26 protein-coding genes are annotated in these 25,842 nt (G+C 31.9%); 12 read left to right on the top strand and 14 right to left on the bottom strand.

Annotated elements, in window-relative coordinates:
• Positions 1-1,979, top strand: a 1,979-nt coding sequence (locus ACIQ06_RS11850; protein ID WP_396146570.1) for an OmpA family protein, incomplete at its 5' end; no start/stop codon positions are given.
• A 65-nt stretch (positions 1,980-2,044) separates the two neighbouring features.
• Here the strand turns inward: ACIQ06_RS11850 and ACIQ06_RS11845 are convergent.
• The gene (locus ACIQ06_RS11845) at positions 2,045-2,845 is read right to left on the bottom strand and encodes a class I SAM-dependent methyltransferase (RefSeq protein WP_396146568.1); all 801 of its coding nucleotides are present in this window, start codon (positions 2,843-2,845) and stop codon (positions 2,045-2,047) included.
• Positions 2,846-2,932: 87 nt separating this feature from the next.
• Between ACIQ06_RS11845 and ACIQ06_RS11840 the strand changes: the two genes are divergently transcribed.
• The 4 genes from ACIQ06_RS11840 (at position 2,933) to ACIQ06_RS11825 (ending at position 5,255) form a co-directional block, all read left to right on the top strand.
• On the top strand, positions 2,933-3,865 hold the full coding sequence (locus ACIQ06_RS11840) for a peptidylprolyl isomerase (protein WP_396146566.1): 933 nt from the start codon (positions 2,933-2,935) through the stop codon (positions 3,863-3,865).
• Positions 3,866-3,957: 92 nt separating this feature from the next.
• Positions 3,958-4,287: a c-type cytochrome gene (locus tag ACIQ06_RS11835; RefSeq protein ID WP_396146564.1), complete on the top strand. Its 330-nt coding sequence runs from the start codon at positions 3,958-3,960 to the stop codon at positions 4,285-4,287.
• 76 nt (positions 4,288-4,363) lie between these two features.
• The gene (locus tag ACIQ06_RS11830) at positions 4,364-4,918 is read left to right on the top strand and encodes a hypothetical protein (protein WP_396146562.1); all 555 of its coding nucleotides are present in this window, start codon (positions 4,364-4,366) and stop codon (positions 4,916-4,918) included.
• Between the two features lies 1 nt (position 4,919).
• Positions 4,920-5,255, top strand: coding sequence for a tRNA-binding protein (locus tag ACIQ06_RS11825; RefSeq protein WP_396146560.1), 336 nt, complete (start codon positions 4,920-4,922; stop codon positions 5,253-5,255).
• On the opposite strand, the gene ACIQ06_RS11820 is transcribed toward ACIQ06_RS11825, so the two are convergent.
• The 4 genes from ACIQ06_RS11820 to ACIQ06_RS11805 form a co-directional block, all read right to left on the bottom strand.
• Positions 5,252-5,467 carry a hypothetical protein gene (locus tag ACIQ06_RS11820; protein ID WP_396146558.1) on the bottom strand — a complete coding sequence of 72 codons (216 nt, stop codon included), beginning with the start codon at positions 5,465-5,467 and terminating at the stop codon, positions 5,252-5,254. The two genes, ACIQ06_RS11825 and ACIQ06_RS11820, sit on opposite strands and share 4 nt — an antisense overlap.
• Before the next feature lie 12 nt (positions 5,468-5,479).
• A complete protein-coding gene (locus ACIQ06_RS11815) occupies positions 5,480-6,241 on the bottom strand; it encodes a WG repeat-containing protein (RefSeq protein WP_396146556.1) in 762 nt (253 codons plus the stop codon).
• Between the two features lie 66 nt (positions 6,242-6,307).
• The gene (locus ACIQ06_RS11810; protein WP_396146554.1) at positions 6,308-6,688 is read right to left on the bottom strand and encodes a PUR family DNA/RNA-binding protein; all 381 of its coding nucleotides are present in this window, start codon (positions 6,686-6,688) and stop codon (positions 6,308-6,310) included.
• 68 nt (positions 6,689-6,756) lie between these two features.
• Positions 6,757-8,514: an ABC transporter ATP-binding protein gene (locus tag ACIQ06_RS11805; protein WP_396146552.1), complete on the bottom strand. Its 1,758-nt coding sequence runs from the start codon at positions 8,512-8,514 to the stop codon at positions 6,757-6,759.
• Positions 8,515-8,708: 194 nt separating this feature from the next.
• On the opposite strand from ACIQ06_RS11805, the gene ACIQ06_RS11800 reads away from it, so the two are divergent.
• The 3 genes from ACIQ06_RS11800 to yajC all read left to right on the top strand — a co-directional run bounded on the left by ACIQ06_RS11800 (position 8,709) and on the right by yajC (position 11,133).
• On the top strand, positions 8,709-9,812 hold the full coding sequence (locus tag ACIQ06_RS11800) for a Glu/Leu/Phe/Val dehydrogenase (RefSeq protein WP_298303278.1): 1,104 nt from the start codon (positions 8,709-8,711) through the stop codon (positions 9,810-9,812).
• A gap of 118 nt (positions 9,813-9,930) precedes the next feature.
• Positions 9,931-10,839 (top strand): transcription antitermination factor NusB, encoded by a 909-nt coding sequence (gene nusB, locus ACIQ06_RS11795; protein ID WP_396146574.1) that lies wholly within the window; start codon positions 9,931-9,933, stop codon positions 10,837-10,839.
• 18 nt (positions 10,840-10,857) lie between these two features.
• A complete protein-coding gene (yajC, locus tag ACIQ06_RS11790; protein ID WP_344816233.1) occupies positions 10,858-11,133 on the top strand; it encodes a preprotein translocase subunit YajC in 276 nt (91 codons plus the stop codon).
• A gap of 69 nt (positions 11,134-11,202) precedes the next feature.
• Here yajC and ACIQ06_RS11785 read toward each other — a convergent pair whose 3' ends face one another.
• The 7 genes from ACIQ06_RS11785 to ACIQ06_RS11755 form a co-directional block, all read right to left on the bottom strand.
• Entirely contained in the window at positions 11,203-11,778 is a 576-nt protein-coding gene (locus ACIQ06_RS11785) for a YdeI family protein (RefSeq protein ID WP_396146549.1), read from the bottom strand.
• A gap of 11 nt (positions 11,779-11,789) precedes the next feature.
• Positions 11,790-13,043: a peptidase T gene (gene pepT / locus ACIQ06_RS11780; protein WP_396146547.1), complete on the bottom strand. Its 1,254-nt coding sequence runs from the start codon at positions 13,041-13,043 to the stop codon at positions 11,790-11,792.
• Between the two features lie 7 nt (positions 13,044-13,050).
• Positions 13,051-13,392 (bottom strand): hypothetical protein, encoded by a 342-nt coding sequence (locus tag ACIQ06_RS11775; RefSeq protein WP_396146545.1) that lies wholly within the window; start codon positions 13,390-13,392, stop codon positions 13,051-13,053.
• A 75-nt stretch (positions 13,393-13,467) separates the two neighbouring features.
• Positions 13,468-16,818 (bottom strand): preprotein translocase subunit SecA, encoded by a 3,351-nt coding sequence (secA, locus tag ACIQ06_RS11770; protein WP_396146544.1) that lies wholly within the window; start codon positions 16,816-16,818, stop codon positions 13,468-13,470.
• A 106-nt stretch (positions 16,819-16,924) separates the two neighbouring features.
• On the bottom strand, positions 16,925-17,146 hold the full coding sequence (locus ACIQ06_RS11765; protein WP_022828503.1) for a DUF2795 domain-containing protein: 222 nt from the start codon (positions 17,144-17,146) through the stop codon (positions 16,925-16,927).
• Between the two features lie 120 nt (positions 17,147-17,266).
• Positions 17,267-17,836, bottom strand: a complete 570-nt coding sequence (locus ACIQ06_RS11760; protein ID WP_396146541.1) for a cob(I)yrinic acid a,c-diamide adenosyltransferase — start codon at positions 17,834-17,836, stop codon at positions 17,267-17,269.
• A gap of 226 nt (positions 17,837-18,062) precedes the next feature.
• The gene (locus tag ACIQ06_RS11755) at positions 18,063-18,761 is read right to left on the bottom strand and encodes an ABC transporter ATP-binding protein (protein ID WP_396146539.1); all 699 of its coding nucleotides are present in this window, start codon (positions 18,759-18,761) and stop codon (positions 18,063-18,065) included.
• Between the two features lie 157 nt (positions 18,762-18,918).
• Here ACIQ06_RS11755 and ACIQ06_RS11750 point away from each other — a divergent pair, with 157 nt between their 5' ends.
• On the top strand, positions 18,919-19,596 hold the full coding sequence (locus tag ACIQ06_RS11750; protein WP_396146537.1) for a hypothetical protein: 678 nt from the start codon (positions 18,919-18,921) through the stop codon (positions 19,594-19,596).
• A gap of 58 nt (positions 19,597-19,654) precedes the next feature.
• Here ACIQ06_RS11750 and ACIQ06_RS11745 read toward each other — a convergent pair whose 3' ends face one another.
• Positions 19,655-20,434: an O-methyltransferase gene (locus ACIQ06_RS11745; protein ID WP_396146535.1), complete on the bottom strand. Its 780-nt coding sequence runs from the start codon at positions 20,432-20,434 to the stop codon at positions 19,655-19,657.
• 77 nt (positions 20,435-20,511) lie between these two features.
• Positions 20,512-22,368 (bottom strand): ABC-F family ATP-binding cassette domain-containing protein, encoded by a 1,857-nt coding sequence (locus ACIQ06_RS11740; protein ID WP_345093770.1) that lies wholly within the window; start codon positions 22,366-22,368, stop codon positions 20,512-20,514.
• Between the two features lie 39 nt (positions 22,369-22,407).
• On the opposite strand from ACIQ06_RS11740, the gene ACIQ06_RS11735 reads away from it, so the two are divergent.
• The 3 genes from ACIQ06_RS11735 (at position 22,408) to ACIQ06_RS11725 (ending at position 25,825) form a co-directional block, all read left to right on the top strand.
• Complete coding sequence (locus tag ACIQ06_RS11735) at positions 22,408-23,532, top strand: glycosyltransferase family 2 protein (RefSeq protein ID WP_396146532.1); 1,125 nt, start codon at positions 22,408-22,410, stop codon at positions 23,530-23,532.
• Positions 23,533-23,608: 76 nt separating this feature from the next.
• The gene (locus tag ACIQ06_RS11730; protein ID WP_396146530.1) at positions 23,609-24,916 is read left to right on the top strand and encodes a dihydrolipoamide acetyltransferase family protein; all 1,308 of its coding nucleotides are present in this window, start codon (positions 23,609-23,611) and stop codon (positions 24,914-24,916) included.
• A gap of 132 nt (positions 24,917-25,048) precedes the next feature.
• A complete protein-coding gene (locus ACIQ06_RS11725; protein WP_396146528.1) occupies positions 25,049-25,825 on the top strand; it encodes an exonuclease domain-containing protein in 777 nt (258 codons plus the stop codon).
• The last annotated feature ends 17 nt before the right edge of the window (positions 25,826-25,842 follow it).

The raw sequence follows: 25,842 nt of genomic DNA, 5'->3' as shown, positions 1-25,842 counted from the left end.
TCACCAAGATTCTTCTAAAAACAAAGGAAATGAAAAACAGAATTATATATTTAGTAGTTGCCTGCATCGCTTCAATGAGCATGTCAGGTCAGAAGTTAAAAGAAGCTAAAGCAGACCAACAATACGACAAGTTTGCCTATGTTGATGCTATAAAAACCTACGAGCGTATTTTTGCTAAAGGATACAAATCGCAAGAGATGTTACAAAAGCTTGGTGATTCGTACTATTTTAAAGCCGATTTAGACAATGCTGCAAAATGGTATGGCGAGTTATTCGCTTTCACACAAGATGTAGAGCCAGAATACTACTATCGTTATGCGCAATCATTAAAAGCAATAAAAGATTATAAAAAAGCCGATGAAATGTTGGTAAAATTTAATCAAAAAAGCGGTAATGATTTACGTGCTAAATTAGCTACAGCTCAGAAAGATTATTTGGCACAAATCAAGAAAAACTCTGGACGTTATACCTTAGAAAATGCTGGAATCAATTCAGAGTATTCTGATTACGGAAGTGCTTTTTCAGGTACTAAAGTAGTTTTTGCCTCAGCAAGAGATACCGGAGGATTATCTAACAAGAGACACTCTTGGACAGGTGAGAGTTTTACAAACTTGTATAGTGCCAATATAGGCGACCAAGGTGCTTTATCTGAACCAGGAAGATTTGGAGCAAATTTAAATTCAAAGTTCCACGAATCAACACCTGTTTTTACCAAAGACGGAAAAACAGTTTACTTTACAAGAAACAATTTCCTTGACGGAAAAAAAGGAAAAGATGCTAGAAAATCGACTTTATTAAAATTATACAAAGCAACCTTAGATGGCGATAAATGGAGTGATGTAACGGAGTTACCATTCAATAGCAATGAATATAGTGTGGCACATCCGGCATTAAGTGCAGATGAGAAAACATTATATTTTGCATCAAACATGCCAGGTACTTTAGGACAATCAGATTTGTTTAAAGTTGAAATAAAATCAGATGGAAGTTATGGTACGCCAACAAATCTTGGAAATGTAATCAACACTGAAGGAAGAGAGACTTTTCCGATGGTAACTAATGAGAACGAAATTTATTTTGCCTCAGATGGACATCCAGGACTTGGAGGATTAGATGTATTTGTTGCTAAAGAACAAGCTGATGGAAGCTACAAGAAAGTAGAAAACGTAGGAGAACCATTAAACAGTTCGAAAGACGATTTTGCTTACCTTATCGATACATCATCAAGAATAGGATATGTTACCTCAAATAGAGATGGTGGACAAGGTGGTGATGATATCTACAGATTTAAAGAAACTAAGAAACTAGAATGTGAGCAATTCTTAACTGGAGTTGTAAAGGATAAAGAATCAGGATTACCACTTTCTGGAGCACGCGTAACATTATCAGATGCTAATTACAAAAAGCTACAAGAAGTAATCTCGGATAAAGATGGTAAGTTTGACTTTGGAAAAGTTGATTGTGGAACAAAATACTACATCAAAACAGAAAAACCAGAGTACAATACTTTAGAGACTTCAACCATTACAAAAGAAGAATCTGGAAAATCATTTGTTCCAGTAGAACTTGAGAAAGCAGTAAAACCAGTTAAAGTTGGAGACAACTTAGCAGAAGCTTTCAAAATCAAGATCATCTACTTCGATTTAGATAAGTCATTCATCCGACCAGATGCAGCAGTAGAATTGGCTAAAATCTTAGATGTAATGGAGCAAAACCCAACGATGGAGATTGATGTTCGTTCACACACAGACTGTCGTCAAACAGCTAAATACAACATGGCTTTGTCTGACAGAAGAGCTAAATCAACTATAGCTTGGTTAGTAGAAAAAGGCATTGCCAAATCAAGACTAACAGGAAAAGGATATGGTGAGTCGCAACTAGTAAACGATTGTGGATGTGAACCAACAAACCAATCAAGTTGTACAGAAGACCAACACCAAGCCAACAGAAGATCAGAATTTATTATTACTAAATTGTAGATTTATATTTAATATACAATTGTTTAAACCCTGGGAACCGTTCAAGTAATTGAGCGGTTCTTTTTTTATTTCTTACTTGCTAAAATAGAATATACCATCGGAATCTTATTGCCAAAATGTTTTATCCTAAATTTATTTGGCTCAAATTCTTCCATTTCATTAAAGCAATTGTAAGGCGAATAATCATATTCATTGAAACAATTAATTTCCAAACCATTATTAATCAAAGAATTTAATAATTCAGAAGTTGGATGATTCCAAGTCATCGTTTGTGTTGAAAGTTCAGCTTCTTTATCAGCATAAGTTCCAGATTCGTCTTCAATAATTGGCTCGACATTGAAATAGTTATAAAAAACCTCCTTAAAATCATTGTCAAACATCCAAACGACAGGATGAAAATCAGCCATTATAAATTTTCCATCAGGTTTTAAAAAATGTGAAATAACCTTTGCCCATTTATCTAAATCAGGAAACCATCCAATAGTTCCATAACTTGTGAAAACAATATCGAATTTTTCATCAATAAACTTTGGAGCATCATAAATATCACAACATACAAATGTAGTATCTAAATTCAATTTTGATGCAAATTCTCGTGCTCTTTCAATGGCTTTATCAGACAAATCAACACCTGTAGCTATCGCACCCATTCTCGAAAATGTCATCGTGTCTTGACCAAAATGACATTGTAAATGTAAAATACGTTTTCCTGTTATATCTCCAAGTAATTCTAATTCAATAGAATTTAAAGTAGATTTTCCATCCAAAAAACCTTGCATATCATAAAATTCAGACGCAATATGAACATCGGTTTTATTGTTCCAAGTTTGTTTATTTATGTTTATGTAATCCAATTTATTTTCCATTTCAAAATATTTTAAAATCAAATGTACTATTTAAATCGAAACAATTAAAATTTTGTAATTTTGCACTTCAAATAAAAATACAATAGAATGGAAAACGGAATATATGCTAAATTCAATACCTCTAAAGGTTCAATTTTAGTAAAACTTACACACGATTTAACACCAGGAACAGTTGGAAACTTTGTAGGATTGGCAGAAGGTCAATTAGAAAACACTGCAAAACCAATGGGAAAACCATATTATGATGGATTAAAATTTCATAGAGTAATTCCAGATTTTATGATTCAAGGTGGTTGTCCTCAAGGAATTGGTTCTGGTGGTCCTGGATATAGCTTTGAAGATGAATTTCATCCTTCATTAAAACATGACAAACCTGGAGTTTTATCTATGGCAAATTCGGGCCCTGCAAGTAATGGTTCTCAATTTTTTATCACGCATGTTCCAACAAATTGGTTAGACAACAAACATACAGTTTTTGGTCATGTTGTAGACGGTCAAGATGTAGTTGATGCTGTAGCTCAAGGTGATTTAATAGAATCTTTAGAAATAGTTAGAGTAGGAGAAGAGGCTGAAAAATGGAATGCTATTGAAGCTTTTAGAACATTTGAAGGTTCAAGATTAAGAAAATTAGAAGAAGCTAAAAAGCAAGCTGAAGAAGCAATGGAAAAATTAGCTGCTGGTTTTGATAAAACAGAAAGTGGTTTGAGATATAAAATCATTCAAAAAGGGAACGGTAAAAAAGCTGAAGCTGGAAAAACTGTTTCTGTTCATTACACAGGTCAATTAGAAAATGGTAAAACATTTGATTCCTCTTACCCAAGAAAAAAACCAATAGAGTTTCCTTTAGGAAAAGGTCACGTTATTGAAGGTTGGGATGAAGGAATTCAATTGTTAGAAGTTGGAGATAAAGCACGTTTTGTAATTCCATCATATTTAGGATACGGAGCAAGTGGTGCTGGAGGTGTAATTCCACCAAATGCAACTTTAGTTTTTGACGTAGAACTAATGGACGTTAAGTAAATATTGTAAATTAAATGTAAAAAAACAATCTCGATAGATATTCTGTCGGGATTTTTTTTATTTTTACTTTACAAAACCAATAATTCAATACTATGAAAACAAAAATTTTAGCAGTTGCTCTTTTTGCAATTGTGCTTTACTCATGTGGAGGATCTAAATCAGTTCCACCACCACCAACGCCACCACCATTAACACAAACATATAAAGTTCCAACAGTTGAAGCGAAGCAAGCAGATAGCGCATCTGACTTGGCCGAAGGAAAAAGTTTATACGAAAACAATTGTGCAAAATGTCATGATCTTTTTAAACCAAAAGATTTTAATGCAGAACAATGGAAGCCAATTCTTTTAGACATGCAGAAAAAAGCTGAAATTTCAGATGAGCAAAGAGAAAAAATATATAGTTATTTAACTGCTAACTAAAAATCAATCCGTCTTTTGGCGGATTTTTTATTGGAATAGTTTTTGAGTTACTATCTTTGAACTTTATTTACCTTCAATGCGTTATTTAATTGTTTTTTTATTGGCAACTTTTTCAATTCAGGCACAAGATATGAGTCAGGCGCAACATTGTGGCTATGACTTTACGTCTTATTTAGTTTTAGATGTTCATGAAGAAGGAGTGAAGCAAAATATTAAAGGTTTGAAATTGACATTGGTTGATTTAGAAGGAAATGAACTGATAAATATAAATAATAAATACAGTTGGAAAGAAGAAAATAAACCCTTAATTTTTTCTTTCAATTATAAGATTGAAGAAGAAGTAAAATCTGAAGTTCCAGCAGAAAATAAAAAAGAACGTTGGTTTTTTCCTTATGCTAAAGACAATTATTTTCTGTCAATAATCAATTCATTTCCTGCTGACGAAGTGAAAGTAAAGATTGAAGACATTGATGGTACAGAAAATGGTGGATTTTTTGAAACTCAAATCGTTGATTTAGGATTTTTTGATATGTTTGTTTTATGCACCAATCAAGCACAAGAGTATGTAACTCAATTTGGAAGAAAAGCCAATAAACCTCTAGAAGTTGTCCTTAAGAAAGTATCTAAATAATATGGAATCAATTACCTGGAATGATTTCGAAAAAGTAGAAATGCGAGTTGGAACAATTATTGAAGCAAATGATTTTCCTGAAGCCAGAAAACCTGCTTATCAATTAACTATTGACTTTGGTGTTGAAATCGGAATTAAAAAATCGTCAGCACAAATAACTAAGCGTTATTCAAAAGAAGAATTAATTGGAAAACAAATCATAGCAGTTGTGAACTTCCCAAAGAAACAAATTGGAAAATTCATGAGTGAATGTTTAGTTTTAGGTTCCGTAAATGAAGATGAAGTAGTCCTTTTATCATCCGATTTAAAAGTAGAAAACGGTTTGCGAATTGCTTAGTTTTGTTTTCTACGTTTGTTAGCCATATACATATTAAAAACTGAAAGTAAAATAAATAATACCGGAACAACAAAGTAGAATTTTCGTTCTTCAAAGGAATCGTTTTGTTGAATATGTTGGTAATTTTCATAAATAATATACAACCAAAATAAAATGATTATTAGATTCAAATGAAAAGCATACTTGTTTAAAAAAGCTAGAATTTTTTGCATAGTGTAAGTGTTTTATATTTTATTTCCTTGTTTGTCTATGGTAAAAGTTTTTCCGTTTAAAGTTACTGTAGTGGTACCATTTTTAAAATTTTCGGCCATTTCATAGATAAAAGGAATTGCAATTTTTCCAGATTTGTCAGCGAAGCCAATCTTTCCATTTAACAATAAAAGACATAATCCATCTCTAAAAAAGTTGGCTCTTTCATAGATACAAGGAATTATTTCTTTAAAGTTAGTATCAATATAACCCCATTTGTTGTTCTTATAAACCCTTGCTACACCATTATCAAATCCGTCAATGGTATCATAAATTAGAGGAAGTAAAACTTTTCCGTTGACATCAATTATACCACATTTGCCTGATTTTCTTACAATAGCGATACCGTTTTTAAATTGGTCCGCAATATCATAAATTAATGGAATGGCTACTTTACCATTTGCATCGCAATAACCGTATTTTCCTTTATTTACGACAACCGCTCTTTCGTTTATAAAATTACCAACATAGTCATAAACAAGCGGAATGATTTCTTTTCCTGTTTTTGAAATCGAACCCATTTTATCTCCTAATTTCACCCATATTTTGTCTTCAGAAAATGCACCAATTTGGTCATAAATTGATGGAATAGTTTCTACTCCTGTACTATCAACTACACCAAATTTAGTGTTGTTGGTTGTCGTTTTATAACCGTTGCTATTGTATTTATTTACAACAACATTGTTTTGAGCAAACGCATTAAAACAAACCAACATAAAAAGGATTAAGTACTTCATAACTTTAAAAATGGCTAGAAATTAAAAACTCCAAAAATCTTTCAACTTTTGGAGTCTGTTTTTATTTTAAATATCATCAAAATCAATATCGGTAAAGCTAGTTGTTTTTGGTTCTTCTTCGCCTTCTGTTTTTTCTGAGAAGTATTCTTTTTTGAAATCTTTTTGGTGCCTTTCAGAAATTACTTCTTCGCCTTTATTGTTTAATACAAACGATGTCATTTCGTCTAGAATTTCTTTGAAAGCTGTAAAATCTTCTTTGTACAAATAAATTTTATGCTTTTTAAAGTGAAATGATCCATCTTCTTCGGTAAATTTTTTACTTTCAGTAATGGTGATGTAGTAATCTTCAGCTTTTGTAGCTCTTACATCAAAGAAATAAGTTCTTCTTCCTGCTCTCAATACTTTAGAAAAAATTTCATCTTTTTCTAACATGTCGTGTTCTCTCATATTCGTTCTGTCAATTAGTGTAGTTTTTCTTTTACGAAAATGATAAAAAAAATGTTACGATGCAAGAATTATTCTACTTCTTTTTCAGAAAGTTGTTTGTAATAAAGTTCTTTATAATAGCCTTCTTGGTTTACTAATTGATTATGAGAACCTTGTTGGATAATTTTTCCTTCCTCTAAAATTATAATTATATCAGCATTTTTTGCTGAGGAAACTCTATGACTAACAATTATTGTGGTTTTATCTTTAGAAATTTCCAATAAATTATTCAAAATTTGCTCTTCTGTTTCTGTGTCAACTGCCGAAAGACAATCGTCAAAAAGTAGAATTTCAGGATTTTTTATAATCGCTCTGGCAATAGAAACACGTTGTTTTTGTCCTCCAGAAAGGGTAATTCCTCTTTCACCAAGAATAGTTTCATATTGCTGATTGAAATTTATAATATTATCGTGAACTACCGATTTTCTTGCGGCTTCAAATACTTCTTCGTCAGTAGCATTTTCTTTTCCAAATTTGATATTATTCTTTATAGTATCTGAAAACAAAAAGGCATCTTGTGGAACAATTCCGATGCTGTTTCTTAAATCATATAAATTTAGTTCCGCCAAAGGAGTTCCGTCCATTAAAATTTTACCAACTTTCACATCGTGCATTCTAGTAATTAATGTTAGAATACTCGATTTTCCTGAACCTGTTTTACCTAAGATAGCAAGAGTTTGTCCTTTATCAACTTTAAAAGAAACGTTTTTCAAAGCTTCAATATTGGTATCATCGTATGTGAAACTTACATTTTTAAATTCAATTTCACCTTTAATTACTGAATGATTTGGATTGGTATTTTTAATTTCAGGTTCTACTTTTAAGAATTCGTTCAATCTTTTTTGAGATGCTTCTGCTTCTTGTACTAACGATGAAACCCAACCAATTGTAGCTACAGGCCAAGTTAGCATGTTTACATATAAAATAAATTCGGCAATTTTTCCGATGCTATCAATTTCGCCATTGATGTACATCATTCCACCAAAATAAATCACAACCAAGTTACTCACTCCAATCAAAGTCACCATCAATGGTCCAAAAAACGATTGAACGTTTGCCAAACTCATACTCTTTGATTTGCTTTCTTTTGCTAAATCAATAATGTTGTTTTGATGTTGTTTTTCTAAACCATAAGCTTTTATAACTCTAATTCCTGAAAAAACTTCTTGTGTATAACTTGAAATTTTAGATAAATATTGCTGAAAAATAGTACTTCGTTTATTGATTTCAACACTCAATTTGAAAATAATAAACGATAAAATAGGCAAGGGTAGAAGAGTGTATAATGTTAATCTTGGTGAAACATTATACATATAGATAATCACAATTGTAAAAGTAATCAAAGTATTTATAGTGTACATAACAGCAGGACCAACATACATTCGCACTTTGGCAACATCTTCACTAATTCTGCTCATCAAATCTCCTGTGCGATTTTGTTTGTAAAAGTTTTGATCTAAAACTTCATAGTGTTTGAAAACTTCATTTTTTAAGTCAAATTCGATATGACGCGACATTACGATTAAAGTTTGACGCATCAAGAAAGTTAAAATCCCTGCAATTATTGTAGTTCCAACAATTAAAAGGATATTTTCTATCAATTGACTTTTAATTATTTCATTACTTATGTTGTTTTTATGAAAGTCTTCAATGGCTTTAAATGACTTACTAATCAATTTTGGAGTAAACAATCTAAAGATTTGCGCAACAATTGTGATGACAATACCTAATAAAAATCGGTATTTATATTTGACAAAATATTTATTTAAATATTGTAATTCTTTCATTTTAATTCTTTAATTGTTTGCAGAAATACTTCTATAATTGTTAAAATGATAGAAATAATTCATTTTTAAAATATTCAGTAAAAATTAATTTTATTAACAATATGCTAATTAAAACTAAAATTCATGAATTATTTTGAATAAAAAGTTAAATTTGCGATTACTTATTGATAAAGTCGCAACCCAAATATATTTTTATGACTACAGAAATCACAACTCCAAAAGAGCTTCAAAAAATGGATCCGGTCTTCGGACAACTATCATTTGATAATCACGAGCAAATTGTTTTTTGCAACGACAAAGATACAGGATTAAAAGCAATAATTGGTATTCACAATTCAGTTTTAGGACCAGCTTTGGGTGGAACTAGAATGTGGAATTATGCAAACGAATGGGAAGCATTAAACGATGTTTTACGTCTTTCTCGTGGTATGACTTATAAATCTGCAATTACAGGTTTAGATCTTGGTGGAGGAAAAGCAGTTATTATAGGTGACGCTAAAACTCAAAAAACACCAGAAATGATGCGTAAATTTGGTGAGTTTGTTCATTCCTTATCAGGAAGATATATCACGGCTGAAGATGTTGGTATGGTTACTGCCGATATGGATACGGTTCGCGATGTAACTCCATACGTAACAGGAATTTCAGAATCTCGTGGTGGATCAGGTAATCCTTCTCCGGTAACCGCTTATGGTGTTTACATGGGAATGAAAGCTGCTGCTAAATACCAATTTGGTTCAGATAATTTAGACGGTAAAAAAATATTAGTTCAAGGAATTGGTCACGTTGGTGAAACTTTAGTTGAGTATTTAACTAAAGAAGGAGCTTTGGTTCAAATTGCAGATATCAACGAAGGACGTCTTGAAGAAGTTAGCAAAAAGTATGGCGCTTCAATTTATACAGGAAGCGATTTATATACTGCGGATGTTGATATTTATGCACCTTGCGCACTTGGAGCAACAATCAATGACGACACAGTTTACAAGATAAATGCTAAAGTTATTGCTGGAGCAGCTAACAATCAGTTGGCAAATGAAAACGTTCATGGACCAATTTTGCAAGAAAGAGGTATTGTTTACGCACCAGATTTCTTAATCAACGCAGGTGGAATTATCAATGTTTATGCAGAAATTGCTCATTATGACAAAGCTGAATCAATGCGTAGAACAGAAAATATCTACAATACAACTTTAGAAATTTTTGATTATGCTAAAGCAAACAATTTGACGCCTCAAAAAGCGGCAATGGCAATTGCAGAACTTAGAATCGAACAAAGAAAAAAAGAAAACGCTAAATAGTTAAGTGTTTAAAAAAAATAGTTTTATTTTTGCAAAGCGAAAGAGCAATTTCTTTCGCTTTGTTAATTTTTAAAAGTTCTTATCCGTGTTAAACAGAAGACATATCCGTATAAAAGTGATGCAAGCTATTTATGCTATGCACCAAAGTGGTTCTGACGATCTTGAAAAACAAGAAAAATTTTTGCAAGCTAGTCTAGAAAATATTTTAGATTTATATCTAATAATGTTGTCTTCTTTAGTCGAAATTCGAAAAAAGGAAATAGAATATATCGAAATTGCTCAGAAAAAGCATCTTGCTACACCTGAAGAGCGAAATCCAAATCAACGTTTTGTTAATAATCCTATTCTTGTTGCTTTAGAAGAAAGTAATTCGTTGAGTATTGCTCTTGAAAAAAGAAAAATCAACAACTGGCAAGCTAATGATGATACGATTTTGTTGCTTTTGCAAGATGTAAAGCAAAGTGATTTGTATCAGAATTACATGGCTAAAAAAGCGGTTACTTTTGAAGAAGAGCGCTTTTTTGTGGTGGATATGTTCTCTGAATTGATTGCGCCTAACGAAAAATTATATTCTTACTTAGAGGATTTTAAATTGACGTGGGTAGATGATATTCCTGTTGTCAATACGCAAATTCAAAAGCAATTGCGACACATGTTGGCTGATGCCGATTTAATTAAAGTTCCTGCAATTTATAAAGACGATGAAGATAAAGATTTTGCTTCCGCCTTGTTCAGAAAAACGGTTTTAAACGAAAGTGAATTAGCAAAAGAATTTATTGATAAAACTCCAAATTGGGATGTCGAAAGAATAGCCGAATTGGATACTATTATTTTGAAAATGGCTATTTGTGAGTTTTTGAAATTTCCATCAATTCCTTTGAAAGTTACTATTAATGAATATTTAGAACTTGCAAAAGAATACTCAACACCAAAAAGTAGTCTTTTTATTAATGGAATTTTAGATAATCTTGTAAAAGATTTCCAAAAAAATAATAGAGTTAATAAAGCCGGAAGAGGTTTAATATAAATTTAAATAATAAAAAATATGGAACAGATAAGTCAGTTTTTACCGTTTATTCTAATGTTTGTTGTAATCTATTTGTTTATGATAGTACCACAACAAAAGAAAGCTAAAAAAGAGAAAGAGTTTGAAAGTAGTTTAAAAGTTGGTGATAAAATAGTCACTAAAAGTGGTTTTCATGGTAAAATTGCTGAATTAGCTGAAACTACTGTTGTTATCGAAACAATGTCAGGAAAATTAAAAATGGAAAAATCTGCTATATCTCTTGATATGAGTGCTGCTTTGAATAAGAAGGCATAAGTTTAGATTCCAAGATTAAAAAAATCCCAAATTTCAAATGATGAAGTTTGGGATTTTTTTTTGACTATTTTATCTGTATTTATCATTCAAACCTATATTATTTAAAATCATAGGTTTGATTTTTTCAAATCTTGCAAGTTTAGTTTTTTCTTGCTTTGCAGTTTCAATATATTCAAGAAACTCATTTTGTTTAGAAGATGTAAATTTTTCAAAAGCAATAGAAAGTTCTTTATCTGATTCTAATTCGGTATCTAAAAATTCACAAACAATTCTTGGTTTTTTAGTTGGTTTAATCGATTTTCCTTCTTTTTCATTTGCAATAGCTTCATTGATGTAAGCTAAAATATGTTTTTCGTTGATTTCCTCTTTAGAAGTAAATCGCCACTGACGAAGAGCTTTGGTCACACCTTCATTGGCATTAACTAAAACATTTAGTTCATCTTTTAGAAATACTCCGTTATAAAACCAAAGGGCAAAATAATTTTTGAAAGCTCCAACTCCAATGACGTTTTTGTTATTTATGGTATAAACAATTCCACCCCATTTTGTAGTTTCAATTAATTCGGTTTTATTGAGAATTGATTTAATTATTTCAATTTCATCATCCCAATAATCATATTTCATCCAAGGATTTTTTTCGTCCATACAAAAAATGATTATTTATCTGAAAAATCTGTTGTAGCTGTTAGTTCTGCAATTTTTACAATTACATCAACGGCTTTTTGCATACTTTCTACTGGAACATATTCATATTTTCCATGGAAATTATGTCCACCAGCAAATATATTCGGACAAGGTAATCCCATATAAGATAATCTTGAGCCATCTGTTCCTCCACGAATTGGTTTTATTAATGGTGTGATTCCTAATTGCTTCATAGCTTCTTCGGCTAAATCTACAATAAACATCATCGGTTCAACCTTTTCGCGCATGTTGTAGTATTGGTCTTTAACTTCTGCAATGCAAATATCTTCACCAAATTGTTGAGCGAATTTTTTATTAATTCCTTCAGCAATTTCTAAAACTTTATTTTTTCTTTCTTGAAATAAATTGGCGTCATGATCACGAATAATTAGTTCAACTACACTTTCTTCAATACTTCCTGAAAGGCCTACAACATGGTAAAATCCTTCATAATCTACTGTTTCTTGTGGAATTTCATTCTTTGGTAATTGGTTTATAAAATCATTTGCTATAAGCATTGAATTTATCATTTTACCTTTAGCATAACCAGGATGTACACTTTTTCCTTTGAATTTGATTTTTGCTCCAGCAGCATTAAAGTTTTCATACTCTAACTCACCAATTTGACTTCCGTCCATAGTGTAAGCCCATTTTGCACCAAATTTCTCTACGTCAAAAATATCGGCACCACGACCAATTTCTTCATCTGGTGTAAATCCAACTCTTATTTTTCCATGCTTAATTTCAGGATGTTGCACTAAATATTCCATAGCGGTAACAATTTCAGTTAAACCAGCTTTGTCATCAGCACCTAAAAGTGTTAATCCGTTTGTTGTAATTAAAGTTTGTCCTTTATACAATAATAAATCTTTAAAGTAACTTGGAGAAAGAATGATATTTTGCTCTTTATTTAAAACAATATTACCACCATCATAGTTTTCTATAATTTGTGGTTTTACATCTTTACCAGTAAAATCTGGAGATGTATCATAATGAGAAACAAATCCAATTGTTGGAACTTCATGGTCAACATTGCTAGGTAATGTTCCCATAACGTAGCCATTTTCATCAATGGTAACTTCGGTTAATCCAATAGTATTTAATTCTTTAACTAATAAATTGGCAAGATCTAATTGTTTTTTAGTACTTGGTGTCGTCGGAGAATTTGCATCCGATTCTGTATCGATAATGACATAGCTTATAAAGCGGTCGATGATGTTTTGCATGTTTTTTTTATAAAATATTTGTATTACTTAATCCTTTGAATAATCTAAATAAACCATAAATTATAGCTCCGTAGGTTATCAATCCAACTCCTGAAAATGTGATTGCTATTCCAACTACAAGCCAAATGGCTCCATATAGTATATCTTTGTTAGCTGCTGCTCTTTCTTCATCCATTAATTTGTCTTCGCCATCAGCAATTAGTTTTTTTGCTTCTTCTTCCTCGATTCCTTTTTCTAATAAAGCAGCAATAATTAGTCGTTTAGGTTGTTCAGCAATAAGGCTAGAAACAACATACTCTTGTATGCTTTTTGGGTTTTCTTGATCGGATAATGTTTTGTTTTCAAACATATAATTATTTTTTTCAAATATAAAAAAATCCTCAACTGCTTTCACAATTGAGGATTGTATTTTGAGCAAATTTACTTATTCGTTAACGATAACCCATTCACCACTTGCAATCATACTTTCAGCTTTTTTGTATTTCAAGCTTTCTGTTTTTCCACTCATAACGTGTTTGATAGTAACATTATCGTTTCTGTTAATCTTAGGTTGATCACGAACGATAGTTTCTGTTACTTGACGTTGTTGCGTTTGTCCAGCTTCACGGTTTTGTTCCGCTAGGGTTTCGCTATTTGGGATTTCATCTTTAGATTCAATGTAATCTTGCTTACGTTTTACCTCTCTTGCTTCTTGTATATTATTGTTTTGCTGTGGTAAATCACCTTTAAACAAGAACGAAATAACTTCTTTATTTACGCCATCTAACATGGTTCTAAATAAATTAAAAGCTTCTAATTTATAAATCAGTAAAGGATCTTTTTGTTCGTGAACAGCAAGTTGAACAGATTGTTTCAATTCATCCATTTTACGTAAGTGTTTTTTCCAAGCTTCATCAACGATTGCTAATGTGATGTTTTTCTCAAAATCAGCAATTAATTGTGTTCCATGAGATTCATATGCTTTTTTCAAATCGGTAACAACATTTAATGATTTGATACCATCTGTAAAAGGAACTATAATTCTCTCAAATGTGTTTCCTTCTTGCTCATAAACATTAGCAATGATTGGGAATGCTTCTCTTGCACTTCTTTTAGTTTTTTCAGTATAATATTGCATTGCAGCTTTATAAACTTTACCAGTCAATTCCATTTCTGATAATTTTGCAAAATCACCTTCTGATACTGGTGAAGTTATCGAGAAATAACGAATTAATTCGAATTCAAAGTTTTTAAAATCATTACTTGCTTTATTATCACCAACGATTACTTCGCAAGTATCATACATCATATTTGCAATATCTAGTTTCAAACGTTCTCCATGTAAAGCATGACGACGACGTTTGTAAACTACTTCTCTTTGTGCATTCATAACGTCATCATATTCTAACAAACGTTTACGAGTACCAAAGTTATTTTCTTCCACTTTTTTCTGAGCTCTTTCGATAGATTTAGTCATCATAGAATGTTGAATCACTTCACCTTCTTTCAATCCCATTCTGTCCATCACTTTTGCAACTCTTTCTGAACCAAATAAACGCATTAAGTTATCTTCAAGAGAAACATAAAATTGTGAACTTCCTGGATCTCCTTGACGACCAGCACGACCACGTAACTGACGGTCAACACGACGCGAATCGTGACGTTCAGTACCAATAATTGCTAAACCACCAGCAGCTTTTACTTCTGGAGTTAATTTAATATCGGTTCCACGACCAGCCATATTGGTCGCAATGGTTACTACTCCAGGTTTTCCAGCTTCAGCAACAATTTCTGCTTCACTTTTGTGCATTTTGGCATTCAATACATTGTGAGCAACTCCACGCATTTTAAGCATTCTACTCAATAATTCTGAAATTTCAACCGATGTTGTTCCAATTAACACAGGTCTTCCTGATGCAGATAATTGAGTTACATCTTCAATAACAGCATTAAATTTTTCACGAACAGAACGATAGATTAAATCTTCTTTATCGTTTCTAGAAATTCCTCTGTTTGTTGGAATTTCAACTACGTCTAATTTGTAAATTTCCCAAAGCTCACCAGCTTCTGTAACAGCAGTTCCTGTCATACCAGCTAATTTACTGTACATACGGAAGTAGTTTTGAAGTGTAATTGTAGCAAATGTTTGCGTTGCAGCTTCAATGGTTACTTGCTCTTTGGCCTCAATGGCTTGGTGTAATCCGTCTGAATAACGACGACCATCCATAATACGACCAGTTTGCTCATCAACAATAAGAATTTTGTTATCCATGATAACATATTCTACATCTTTTTCAAAAAGAGTATAAGCTTTTAGTAATTGTGTAAGTGTATGAATACGTTCCGATTTGATTCCGAAGTCTTGAAATAATTTTTCTTTTGCTTCAGCTTCTTTATCTTTTTCAAGATTTTGTTTTTCTATAGCAGCAATTTCAGTTCCAATATCTGGAAGAACGAAAAAGCTTTCATCAGTATCTTGTGATAGGAATTTGATTCCATTATCAGTCAATTCTACTTGATTGTTTTTTTCTTCAATTACAAAATATAATGCTTCGTCAACAATTGGCATTTTGCGGTTGTTGTCTTGCATATATTCATTTTCAGTTTTTTGTAAAAGTGCTTTTACACCTTCTTCACTTAAAAATTTAATAAGTGCTTTGTTTTTTGGAAGCGAACGATAAGCTCTCAACAACTGAAAACCACCATCTTTAGTATTTCCTTCTTTTATCAATTTTCTGGCTTCTGCTAAAAATCCATTAGCAAGTTGACGTTGCAAATTGAATAAATTTTCAATTTTTGGTTTCAATTCGTTAAATTCATGACGATCACCATCAGGAACTGGACCAGAAATAATTAATGGAGTTCTTGCATCATCAATCAATACAGAGTCAACCTCGTCGACAATGGCATAATTGTGTTTTCTTTGAACCAAATCTTCTGGCGAATGTGCCATGTTATCTCTTAGGTAATCAAAACCAAATTCATTGTTTGTACCATAAGTAATATCAGCTTCATAAGCTTTTCTTCTTGCATCAGAATTTGGCGAATGGTTGTCGATACAATCAACTGTTATTCCGTGGAATTCAAATAAAGGTGCTTTCCAAGTACTATCACGTTTTGCTAAGTAGTCATTTACAGTTACTAAATGAACTCCATTTCCAGTTAACGCATTCAAGTAAAGTGGAAGAGTAGCCACTAATGTTTTTCCTTCTCCTGTTTGCATTTCCGCAATTTTCCCTTGATGTAAAACGATACCACCAATTAACTGAACGTCGTAGTGAATCATGTCCCAAGTGATTTCTTTTCCTGCAGCATTCCATTGGTTTGCCCAATTTGTTTGATCGCCAACAAGAGTAATGTATGGTTTTGTAGCAGAAAGTTCTCTGTCTTTTTCTGTTGAAGTAACTGTAATTGTAGTATTTTCTTTGAAACGTCTTGCAGTTTCTTTTACAACTGCAAAAGCTTCAGGAAGAATTTCCATTAATACTTTTTCTGAAATTTCGTAAGCTTCTTTTTCTAGAGCATCAATAGCATTATAGATATCTTCTCTTAAATCTATGTCTAAGGTGTTTTCAGCATCTGCTTTTTTTGCAGCAATTTCAGCATCTTGTTTTGCACGAGCTAGCTTAATTTTTTCTTTGAATTCGGTAGTTTTTGCTCTTAACTCATCGTGAGATAAAGCCATTAATGCTGGTTCAAGTGCTTTAATTTTAGCAATATAAGGTTGTGTAGCTTTTACATCTTTTTCAGATTTATCACCTACGAAAATTTTAAGTATATTATTAATGAAACTCATAATGGGTTTGTATTTGTTTTTTTATTATCCCTAATTTGGGTGTGCAAATTTAAACAAAAAAAAAGCCCCAAAGGAGACTTTTTTCTGTTGTGTTAGTTTATTTTTTTTAATATTCGTCCTCGTTCCAAAGATAATCTTCGTCAGTTGGATAATCTGGCCAAATTTCTTCCATTGATTCATATATCTCGCCTTCATCTTCAATAGACTGAAGGTTTTCAACTACCTCAAGCGGAGCACCAGCTCTAATTGCGTAGTCTATAAGTTCATCTTTGGTTGCAGGCCACGGTGCATCACTTAAATAAGATGCTAATTCTAATGTCCAATACATCTGCTTTCGATTTTATAATTTATGCAAAAATAAATTTTTAACTGAAATAGTCAAGTAAAAATTGATTTATTTTATAATTAAAGTTAAGAACGTTTGTTTTTGTTGGTTTTAGAAAGCAAATTACTTTCTAGGTATCCACTGAACTTCATCAGCTTTTAGGTCAAAGGACAACTTTCGTGCCAAGACAAAAAGATAGTCAGAAAGTCGGTTTAGGTATTTAATTACTAGTTCATCTGTTGGCTCGATGTCATTTAAATGTACTGATAAACGTTCGGCACGACGGCATACACAGCGCGCTATATGACAATATGACACCGTTGTATGACCACCAGGAAGCACAAAATGTGTCATTTGTGGTAAACTATCTTCCATTGCATCAATTTCTTTTTCTAAATATTCAATGTCAGTTTCTAAAATCCCTAAATTTTGCAAACGTTTTTCTCCATTTTTTAGCGTTTCTTTTTCTGGTGGTGTTGCTAATATTGCTCCAACAGTAAAAAGTCGATCTTGAACTTCAATTAATACGTCTTTATAGTGTGAATTTATTTTTTGGTCGCGAATTAATCCAATATGTGAATTTAATTCGTCAACAGTTCCATAACTTTCAATTCTGATGTGGTGTTTTGGAACTCGAGTTCCGCCAAAAAGGGCTGTTGTACCGGTGTCGCCAGTTTTTGTATATACTTTCATTTTAGACTTTTAGATTTTTAGATTTTTTGACTGTGAGATTTATGTCTTTGTCAAAAAAATCAAAATTGTTTTTCAAAGGTAACAAAAATTAATATGGATTGCCAACTAGCCCTGATGGGAATGGCGTCTCGTCTTTTGGGACGAGACAGAATGGACAGCAGGAATAAGGATTACAGATAAAGCCCAAGCGATTCGCTCCTAAATCCATTAAAACTAAAAGAAAGATTTATAAATGACCTTCGTTTAATTTATCACTTTCGATAATTCCGTCACGTAATCGGATGATTCTGTGAGCATATTTAGCAATGTCTTCTTCGTGAGTTACAAGAATTACAGTGTTTCCTGATGCGTGAATGTCTCCAAAAAGTTTCATGATTTCTACCGATGTTTTACTATCAAGGTTTCCTGTTGGTTCATCGGCAAGGATGATTGAAGGTTTGTTAACCAAAGCTCTTGCAACTGCTACACGCTGACGTTGACCTCCAGAAAGTTGATTGGGTTGGTGATCCATTCTATCGTCTAATCCAACTTGAGTAAGTACTTCGGTGGCTCTTTTATTTCTTTCGGATTTTGGATAACCTGCATAAATCATTGGTAAAGCAACGTTATCTAAAGCAGTTGTTCTTGGCAAAAGATTAAAAGTTTGAAAAACAAAACCAATTTCTTTGTTACGAACTTCTGCCAAATCATCATCGTGCATTTGAGAAACATCTTTTCCGTTAAGAATGTAGGTTCCTGATGTTGGTGTGTCTAAACATCCTAAAATATTCATTAATGTTGATTTTCCTGAGCCAGAAGGTCCCATTAAAGCAACATACTCACCTTTATTGATTTGCAAATCAATTCCTTTTAATACATAAATAGTTTCGTTTCCGAGGATGAAATCTCTTTTGATGTCTGAGATTTTTATAAGAGTGTTTGACATGATAATTTGGACTAATAAATGATTAGTAGTTTAAAACTGTATAAAGTTACAAATTCAAAACTAAAAAATGACATTTATATAAGTTTAACATTTAATTATATAACATTACAAATGGATGTTGGAAGTAATTTTACATAAATATTAAAACTTATAAATTATGAAAAAAAGTATGTTAAAATTTGGAATCCTTTCGATGGTTCTAATAGGAATGGTTTCTTGTCAAAATAAGGAAAAAGAGGCTGCAGATAAAAGAATCAGTGAACTTGAAAGCTATGTAGATTCATTAAAAATGGCTGATACAGATGAAATGATGGCAAATTGGGATCAAATTGCTACTGATTTTGATAGAAAAAGTGCTAATGCAAATGAATCTTTAGTTGCACTTGATGAAGCTACAAAAACTGCATCTCAGGAAAAAATTAACATAACTGTTGCAAAATATGATGAGTTGAAGTTAAGTATGGAAACTAAAAAAGCAGCAATAATTTCGGATATTCCAAATCCAAGTCAGCTTTTAAGAGATAGACTTTTTGGTGCTGGAAAAATTGGTAACGATATGAGTTTTGCATGGGTAAATAAAGATAATATTTTGAAAACATATGAAACTTTTTTCCAATCTTACAAAGACAACAAAGAAGATTTTTCAAGAGAAGATTATGATGAAATTAAACTAATGTATGAAGCATTAGATAATAGAAAAAATACAGTTGAAAAAGAAGGATTAACATCTGACGATAATAGTTCGATAGCTTCAATAAAATTGAAATTTGGACCAATGTTTAAATTAAACAGAATGGGTGCAAAAAGTAGAGAAACATCAGAAGCTAAAGAATAGAGGTTTTTGTTTATTATTAATTCAGGAAAATGGCAATCAGTGATGGTTGTCATTTTTTTTATACTCTAATTACAAAATGTTCTTTCTCTTGTTCGGTTCTAAAAAATACAATTCCCCATTGAAAGGTGTCAATAGTTATGGTAACTTTTGGATGGTTTTTAATAATTTCCCAAGCATCTTCCATGTCTTTACTCCAATGAATATCGTCGAAAATCCAAACAGAATCGTTGGTAGTTGTTGGAAGTAATAGTTCAAAATACTCTAAAGTAGCTTTTTTTGAGTGATTGCCATCGAAGTAGATTAGTGAAATAGGTTGAGTTATTGCCAAGTTATTTTTTAAATAAGATGAAAACTCTGTTTTTTCTACTTTTGTATTAAAGAAACCAAACTTTTGAAAAAAAATTATTGCAACATTAGATGTTTTCGGGCAACCTTCAAGTGTGGTGATTTTCGCATTTGAGTTTCCCAATGAAAGAGCCGAAGTTGCTAATCCTAAAGAAGTTCCAATTTCAAGAATACTTTCTGGTTGAAAATAATTTACAATTCTAAATAAAAGTTCCGCTCTTTTTGGAGAAATTCCAGCGTTTTTTGCAATTTGGTTTATGGCTCGTGTATTGCTTTTAAAAACTCGTGAACCAGCACCAAAATCGGTGACTTCGATACTTGTTTTGCTGTTTAAGAGAAATTTTCGGTACTCATTTAAAGATTGATATTCAGGATAATTCTTCTTATCATAAAAACATTTGGTAACCAAATCAAATACAAATGGCGAATGCACTCCATGTTGATTTTTGGAGTTCCAAAGGAAATTCAGATATGATTTTATAATTTGTAACATTATTTAGTGTTCAGTGTTCGGTGTTCGGTGTTCAGTGCGTAACTGCCAACTGAACACTGAGCACTGAATACTTTTTATTATTCCATTTTTGAACTCAACTCAAACCAACGCTCTTCTTTCTGCTCCATGGTTTGAATTATTTTCTGCAATTCATTTGCTTTCGCTTCTATATCATTATCGGCTACTTTTCCGTCAGAGAATAGTTGCTCGATTTGTTTCTTTTGGTATTCTAAATCTTTGATTTCTTTTTCAATTTTATTGAATTCTTTTTGCTCGTTAAAATCTAATCCAGAAGAAATAGTTTTAGTTTTCCAATTGTTTTTTTCTTTGTTATCGTCTTTATTTGTTGGCTCACTCGAATCTTCATAAGCTCTAAAATCAGAGTAATTTCCTGGGAAGTTTTCTACAATTCCGTCACCTCTAAAAACGAATAAATCATCAACAATCTTATCCATAAAATATCGGTCGTGAGAAACTACAAGCAAACAACCCGGAAAGTCCAATAAGAAACTTTCTAATACATTTAGCGTAACAATATCCAAATCATTCGTTGGCTCATCCAAAATTAAGAAATTAGGATTCTGAATCAAAACAGTACATAAATACAATCGTTTTAATTCGCCACCAGAAAGTTTTTCTACAAAATCATATTGTTTTTTGCTGTCAAATAAAAAGCGTTCCAATAATTGCGAAGCCGATATCAATTTTCCTTTCATCAACGGAATATATTCTCCGTATTCCTTAATAATATCAATAACGCGTTGTCCAGGTTTTGGATTAATTCCGCTTTGCGTGTAATAACCAATTTTAATCGTATCACCAGTAATGACTTTCCCAGAATCAGTTGGAATTGTTTGTGTCAACAAGTTCAAGAAAGTCGATTTTCCTGTTCCGTTTTTACCAATAATCCCAATTCGAGCACCACGTTGGAAATCAAAACTAAAATTTTCTAAAATCTTTTTATCGCCAAATTTTTTTGAAATTTTATGCAACTCAATAATCTTGCTTCCAAGACGTTCCATGTTGATTTCTAGTTCGATTTTATTTTCTTTTCGGCGACTTTCTGCCTTTTCTTTGATTACATAAAAGTCATCTTGACGTGATTTTGATTTGGTAGTTCTAGCTTTAGGTTGTCTTCGCATCCAAGCTAATTCTTTTACAAAAAGATTTTGGGCCTTATCAATAGAAGCATTTTCAGATGCCAATCGTTCTTCTTTTTTCTCTAAATAATACGAATAATTTCCTTTGTAACTGTATAATTTTCCGTTATCCAATTCTATGATTTCATTGCAAACGCGTTCCAAAAAGAAACGGTCGTGCGTTACCATAAACAACGTAATATTTTCTTTTGCAAAATAACTTTCCAACCATTCAATCATTTCCAAATCCAAGTGATTGGTTGGCTCGTCTAATATTAATAAATCAGGTTTGTTGATAAGAATAATCGCCAACGAGAGACGTTTTTTCTGTCCACCAGACATGTTTTTTACTTTCAATTTGAAATCTTCCAACTTCAATTTGAACAAAATTTGTTTGAATTGGGTTTCAAAATCCCAAGCATTATGACGGTCCATATCATCAAAAGCTTTTTCATAAGCTTCAGTATCTTCTGGGTTTTCTAATGCTTTTTCATAGCGTTCAATTACGTGTAGAATTTCATTGTCAGACGCAAAAATACTTTCTTCAACGGTCAACTCATCTTGCAATTGAGGGACTTGCGATAGGAAAGCCATTTTGATTTCTTTTCTAATCACCACTTGCCCAGAATCTGGTTCGTCTTCGCCATTAATAATTTTCATAATGCAAGTTTTGCCTGAACCATTTTTGGCAATAAAAGCAATTTTTTGGTCTTTGTTTATTCCAAACGAAATGTCTTTGAACAAAGTGCGTTCTCCAAATGATTTCGAAATATTTTCTACAGAAAGGTAATTCACAGTTGTAATTTTTTTGCAAAAGTAGATTATATTTGTCAAATGCAACTATCGGTTATCATCCTAAATTATAATGTGCGCTATTTTTTAGAGCAATGCGTTTTAAGTGTCCAAAAAGCACTTGAAAACATTGATGGCGAAATCATTGTAATAGACAACAATTCGTCTGACGATAGTTGTGCGATGATGAAAGAGTTGTTTCCAAACGTGAAACTTATTGAAAACAAAGAAAATTTAGGTTTCCCAAAAGGAAATAATATTGGAGTTGCACAAGCCAAAGGCGACTATATTTGTATTTTAAATCCTGATACAGTAGTTGCCGAAGATACTTTTATTAAAATACTTGATACTAAAAATTGGAAGCCAAACAGCGGAATAATTGGTTGTAAACTTATTGACGGAACTGGAAAGTTTCTACCCGAAAGTAAGCGTGGCATACCAACTCCATGGGTTGCCTTCACAAAAATCTTCGGATTGTACAAAGTTTCAAATGTTTTTGGAAAATATTACGCCCAACATTTAACTGAAAATCAATCTGGAAAAGTGGATATTTTGGTTGGTGCTTTTATGGTAATGAAGCGCGAATTGTATAATGAAATTGGCGGATTTGATGAAAATTGCTTCATGTATTCTGACGATATTGATTTGAGTTACATGGCTTTAAAGAAAGGTAAAACCAATTATTATTTTCACGAAACAACTGTAATACATTATAAAGGAGAAAGCACTATTCGTGATGAAAAGTATATGAAACGCTTTCAAGAAGCTATGAATTTCTTTTATACTAAACATTTTAAGAAATCAGTTATATTCGATTTTTTTATGAAAATAGGTGTTTTTGTTTTTTCGTTTATTAAGAAAAATCAATCTAAAGAAATAAAAAGAACGATTGATGAATATATAATTTTTTCTAAAGATTCATTACAATTGGATTTGAACAAAAAAGAAACAATTTTAAATGATTTTTCAGAATTCAAAAACAATGTAAATTTGAATACTGAAATCATTTTTGATACAAAATCATTTAGTTATAAGGAAATTATAGATTTTATGAATTCAAATAAAAGTAAGAATTTAACATTTAAGAATTATATTTCTAATTCTAATTACCTTATTGGAAGCAATAATTCAATTGATAGAGGAGAAATCATAACATTAAAAAATTAGTGTATTCTTTACAAAATGAAGATAAAATTACTAATTTTGCAATCATTATAAAAAAACACAACTTTAGTTTAAAGATATGGCAAAGTTTGAATTGAAATTACCTAAAATGGGTGAAAGCGTTGCTGAAGCAACAATTACCAATTGGTTAAAAAACGTTGGAGATACTATCGCAATGGACGAAGCAGTTCTTGAAATTGCTACCGATAAAGTAGATAGTGAAGTACCAAGTGAAGTTTCAGGTGTTTTAGTAGAACAACTTTTTGGGAAAGATGATGTGGTAAAAGTGGGTCAAACTATTGCAATTATTGAAACAGAAGGCGGAAGCGTAGAGGCACCTAAAACTGCTGAAGTTGCTGCTCCAATTGTTGCTGAAGTTGCTAAAACAGTTGAAGTAGCTAAAGAAAATGTTGCACCAGCTGATTTTAGTGGTTCTGATAAATTCTTTTCGCCATTAGTAAAAAACATTGCTAAAGAAGAAGGTGTTTCAGTTGCTGAATTAGAAAGTATTTCAGGTTCAGGAAAAGATGGTCGTGTTACTAAAGAAGATATATTAAATTTTGTAAAGAATAGAACAAGTCAGCCAGTTGTAGCACAAACTGTTACTCCAGTTGCACAACCTATAACACAACCTGTTCAATCTACAACAACTTCTGCTGTTCCAGTTTCTGTAAATGGAGGTGATGAAATTGTAGAAATGGACAGAATGCGTAAATTGATTTCAGGCTACATGGTTGCTTCGGTTCAAACGTCTGCTCACGTACAATCGTTTATTGAAGTTGACGTAACTAATATTGTAAAATGGAGAGATAAAGTAAAAGGTGCTTTCGAAAAACGCGAAGGTGAGAAATTGACTTTCACTCCAATTATGATGGAAGCAGTTGCTAAAGCTTTAAAAGATTTTCCAGGAATGAATATTTCTGTTGATGGTGATTACATCATTAAAAAGAAAAACATCAATTTAGGAATGGCGGCAGCTTTACCGAACGGAAATCTTATCGTTCCAGTAATTAAAAATGCTGACCAGTTAAACCTTGTTGGAATGGCAAAAGCTGTTAACGATTTAGGAAATAGAGCTAAAGCAGGAAAATTAAAACCAGACGATACACAAGGCGGAACATATACAGTTACAAATGTTGGAACTTTTGGTTCGGTATTTGGAACTCCAATTATTAATCAACCACAAGTAGGAATCTTAGCTCTTGGTGCCATTAGAAAAGTGCCAGCAGTAATTGAAACTCCAGAAGGTGATTTTATCGGAATTCGTCAGAAAATGTTCTTATCACATTCTTATGACCACAGAGTTGTAGATGGTGCACTTGGCGGAAGTTTTGTAAAACGAGTAGCCGAATATCTTGAAGCATTTGATGTGAATAGAGAATACTAAAATAAAAATTAAACGTAACCCTTTCAATGATAACAAATTGAAAGGGTTTCTTAATTTTTGATTAAAACTTTTTAAATAATCGATAAACGGTAACAACATTATTTTATATTTGTCGGCTAACATTTTTAAAAAATGGAATTAAAATTAAACAGACCAATTTGCTTTTTCGACCTTGAAACTACAGGAATTGATGTTGCTAAGGATAGAATTGTAGAAATCTCAATCTTCAAAGTATATCCTAACGGGAATAAAGAAAGCAAGACATGGTTAGTAAACCCAACAATTCCAATTCCACCTCAAACAACAGCTGTTCATGGTATTACTAATGAAAAAGTAGCTAATGAGCCAACTTTTAAAGAACTAGCATCACAAGTTCATAATATGATTAAGGATTCTGATTTGGCTGGATTTAACTCAGATAGATTTGATATTCCACTTTTAGCTGAAGAATTACTTCGTGCTGAAGTAGATTTTGATATGAAAAACAGGGTTTCGGTAGATGTTCAAACTATTTTTCACAAAAAAGAAGAGCGAACTTTAAGTGCGGCTTTAAAATTTTATTGTGGTACCAATTTAGAGAACGCCCATTCTGCTGAAGCGGATACTATGGCAACTTATGAAATTCTAAAAGCACAATTAGACAGATATGACGATTTAGACAACGATATGAAATGGTTATCTGAGTTCACTACTCGTAAAAAATCAGTTGATTTTGCTGGTTTTATTGCTTTGAATAATGAAGGAAAAGAAATTTTTACTTTCGGAAAAAACAAAGGTCAATTAGTAGAGGAAGTGCTTGAAAAAGAACCAGGTTACTATGGTTGGATTCAAGGTGCTGATTTTCCTCTTTACACTAAAAAAGTATTGACAGGAATTAAGCTAAGAAAACTTAATAATAAACTAAGTTAAAAGTAGGGTTTTTATCT

Origin of the sequence: Flavobacterium sp. (genome assembly GCF_044341265.1) — a bacterium.
Lineage (GTDB): Bacteria > Bacteroidota > Bacteroidia > Flavobacteriales > Flavobacteriaceae > Flavobacterium.
Note: the sequence above shows the minus strand (reverse complement) of the source record. Positions and strands in the feature narration are given on the sequence as shown.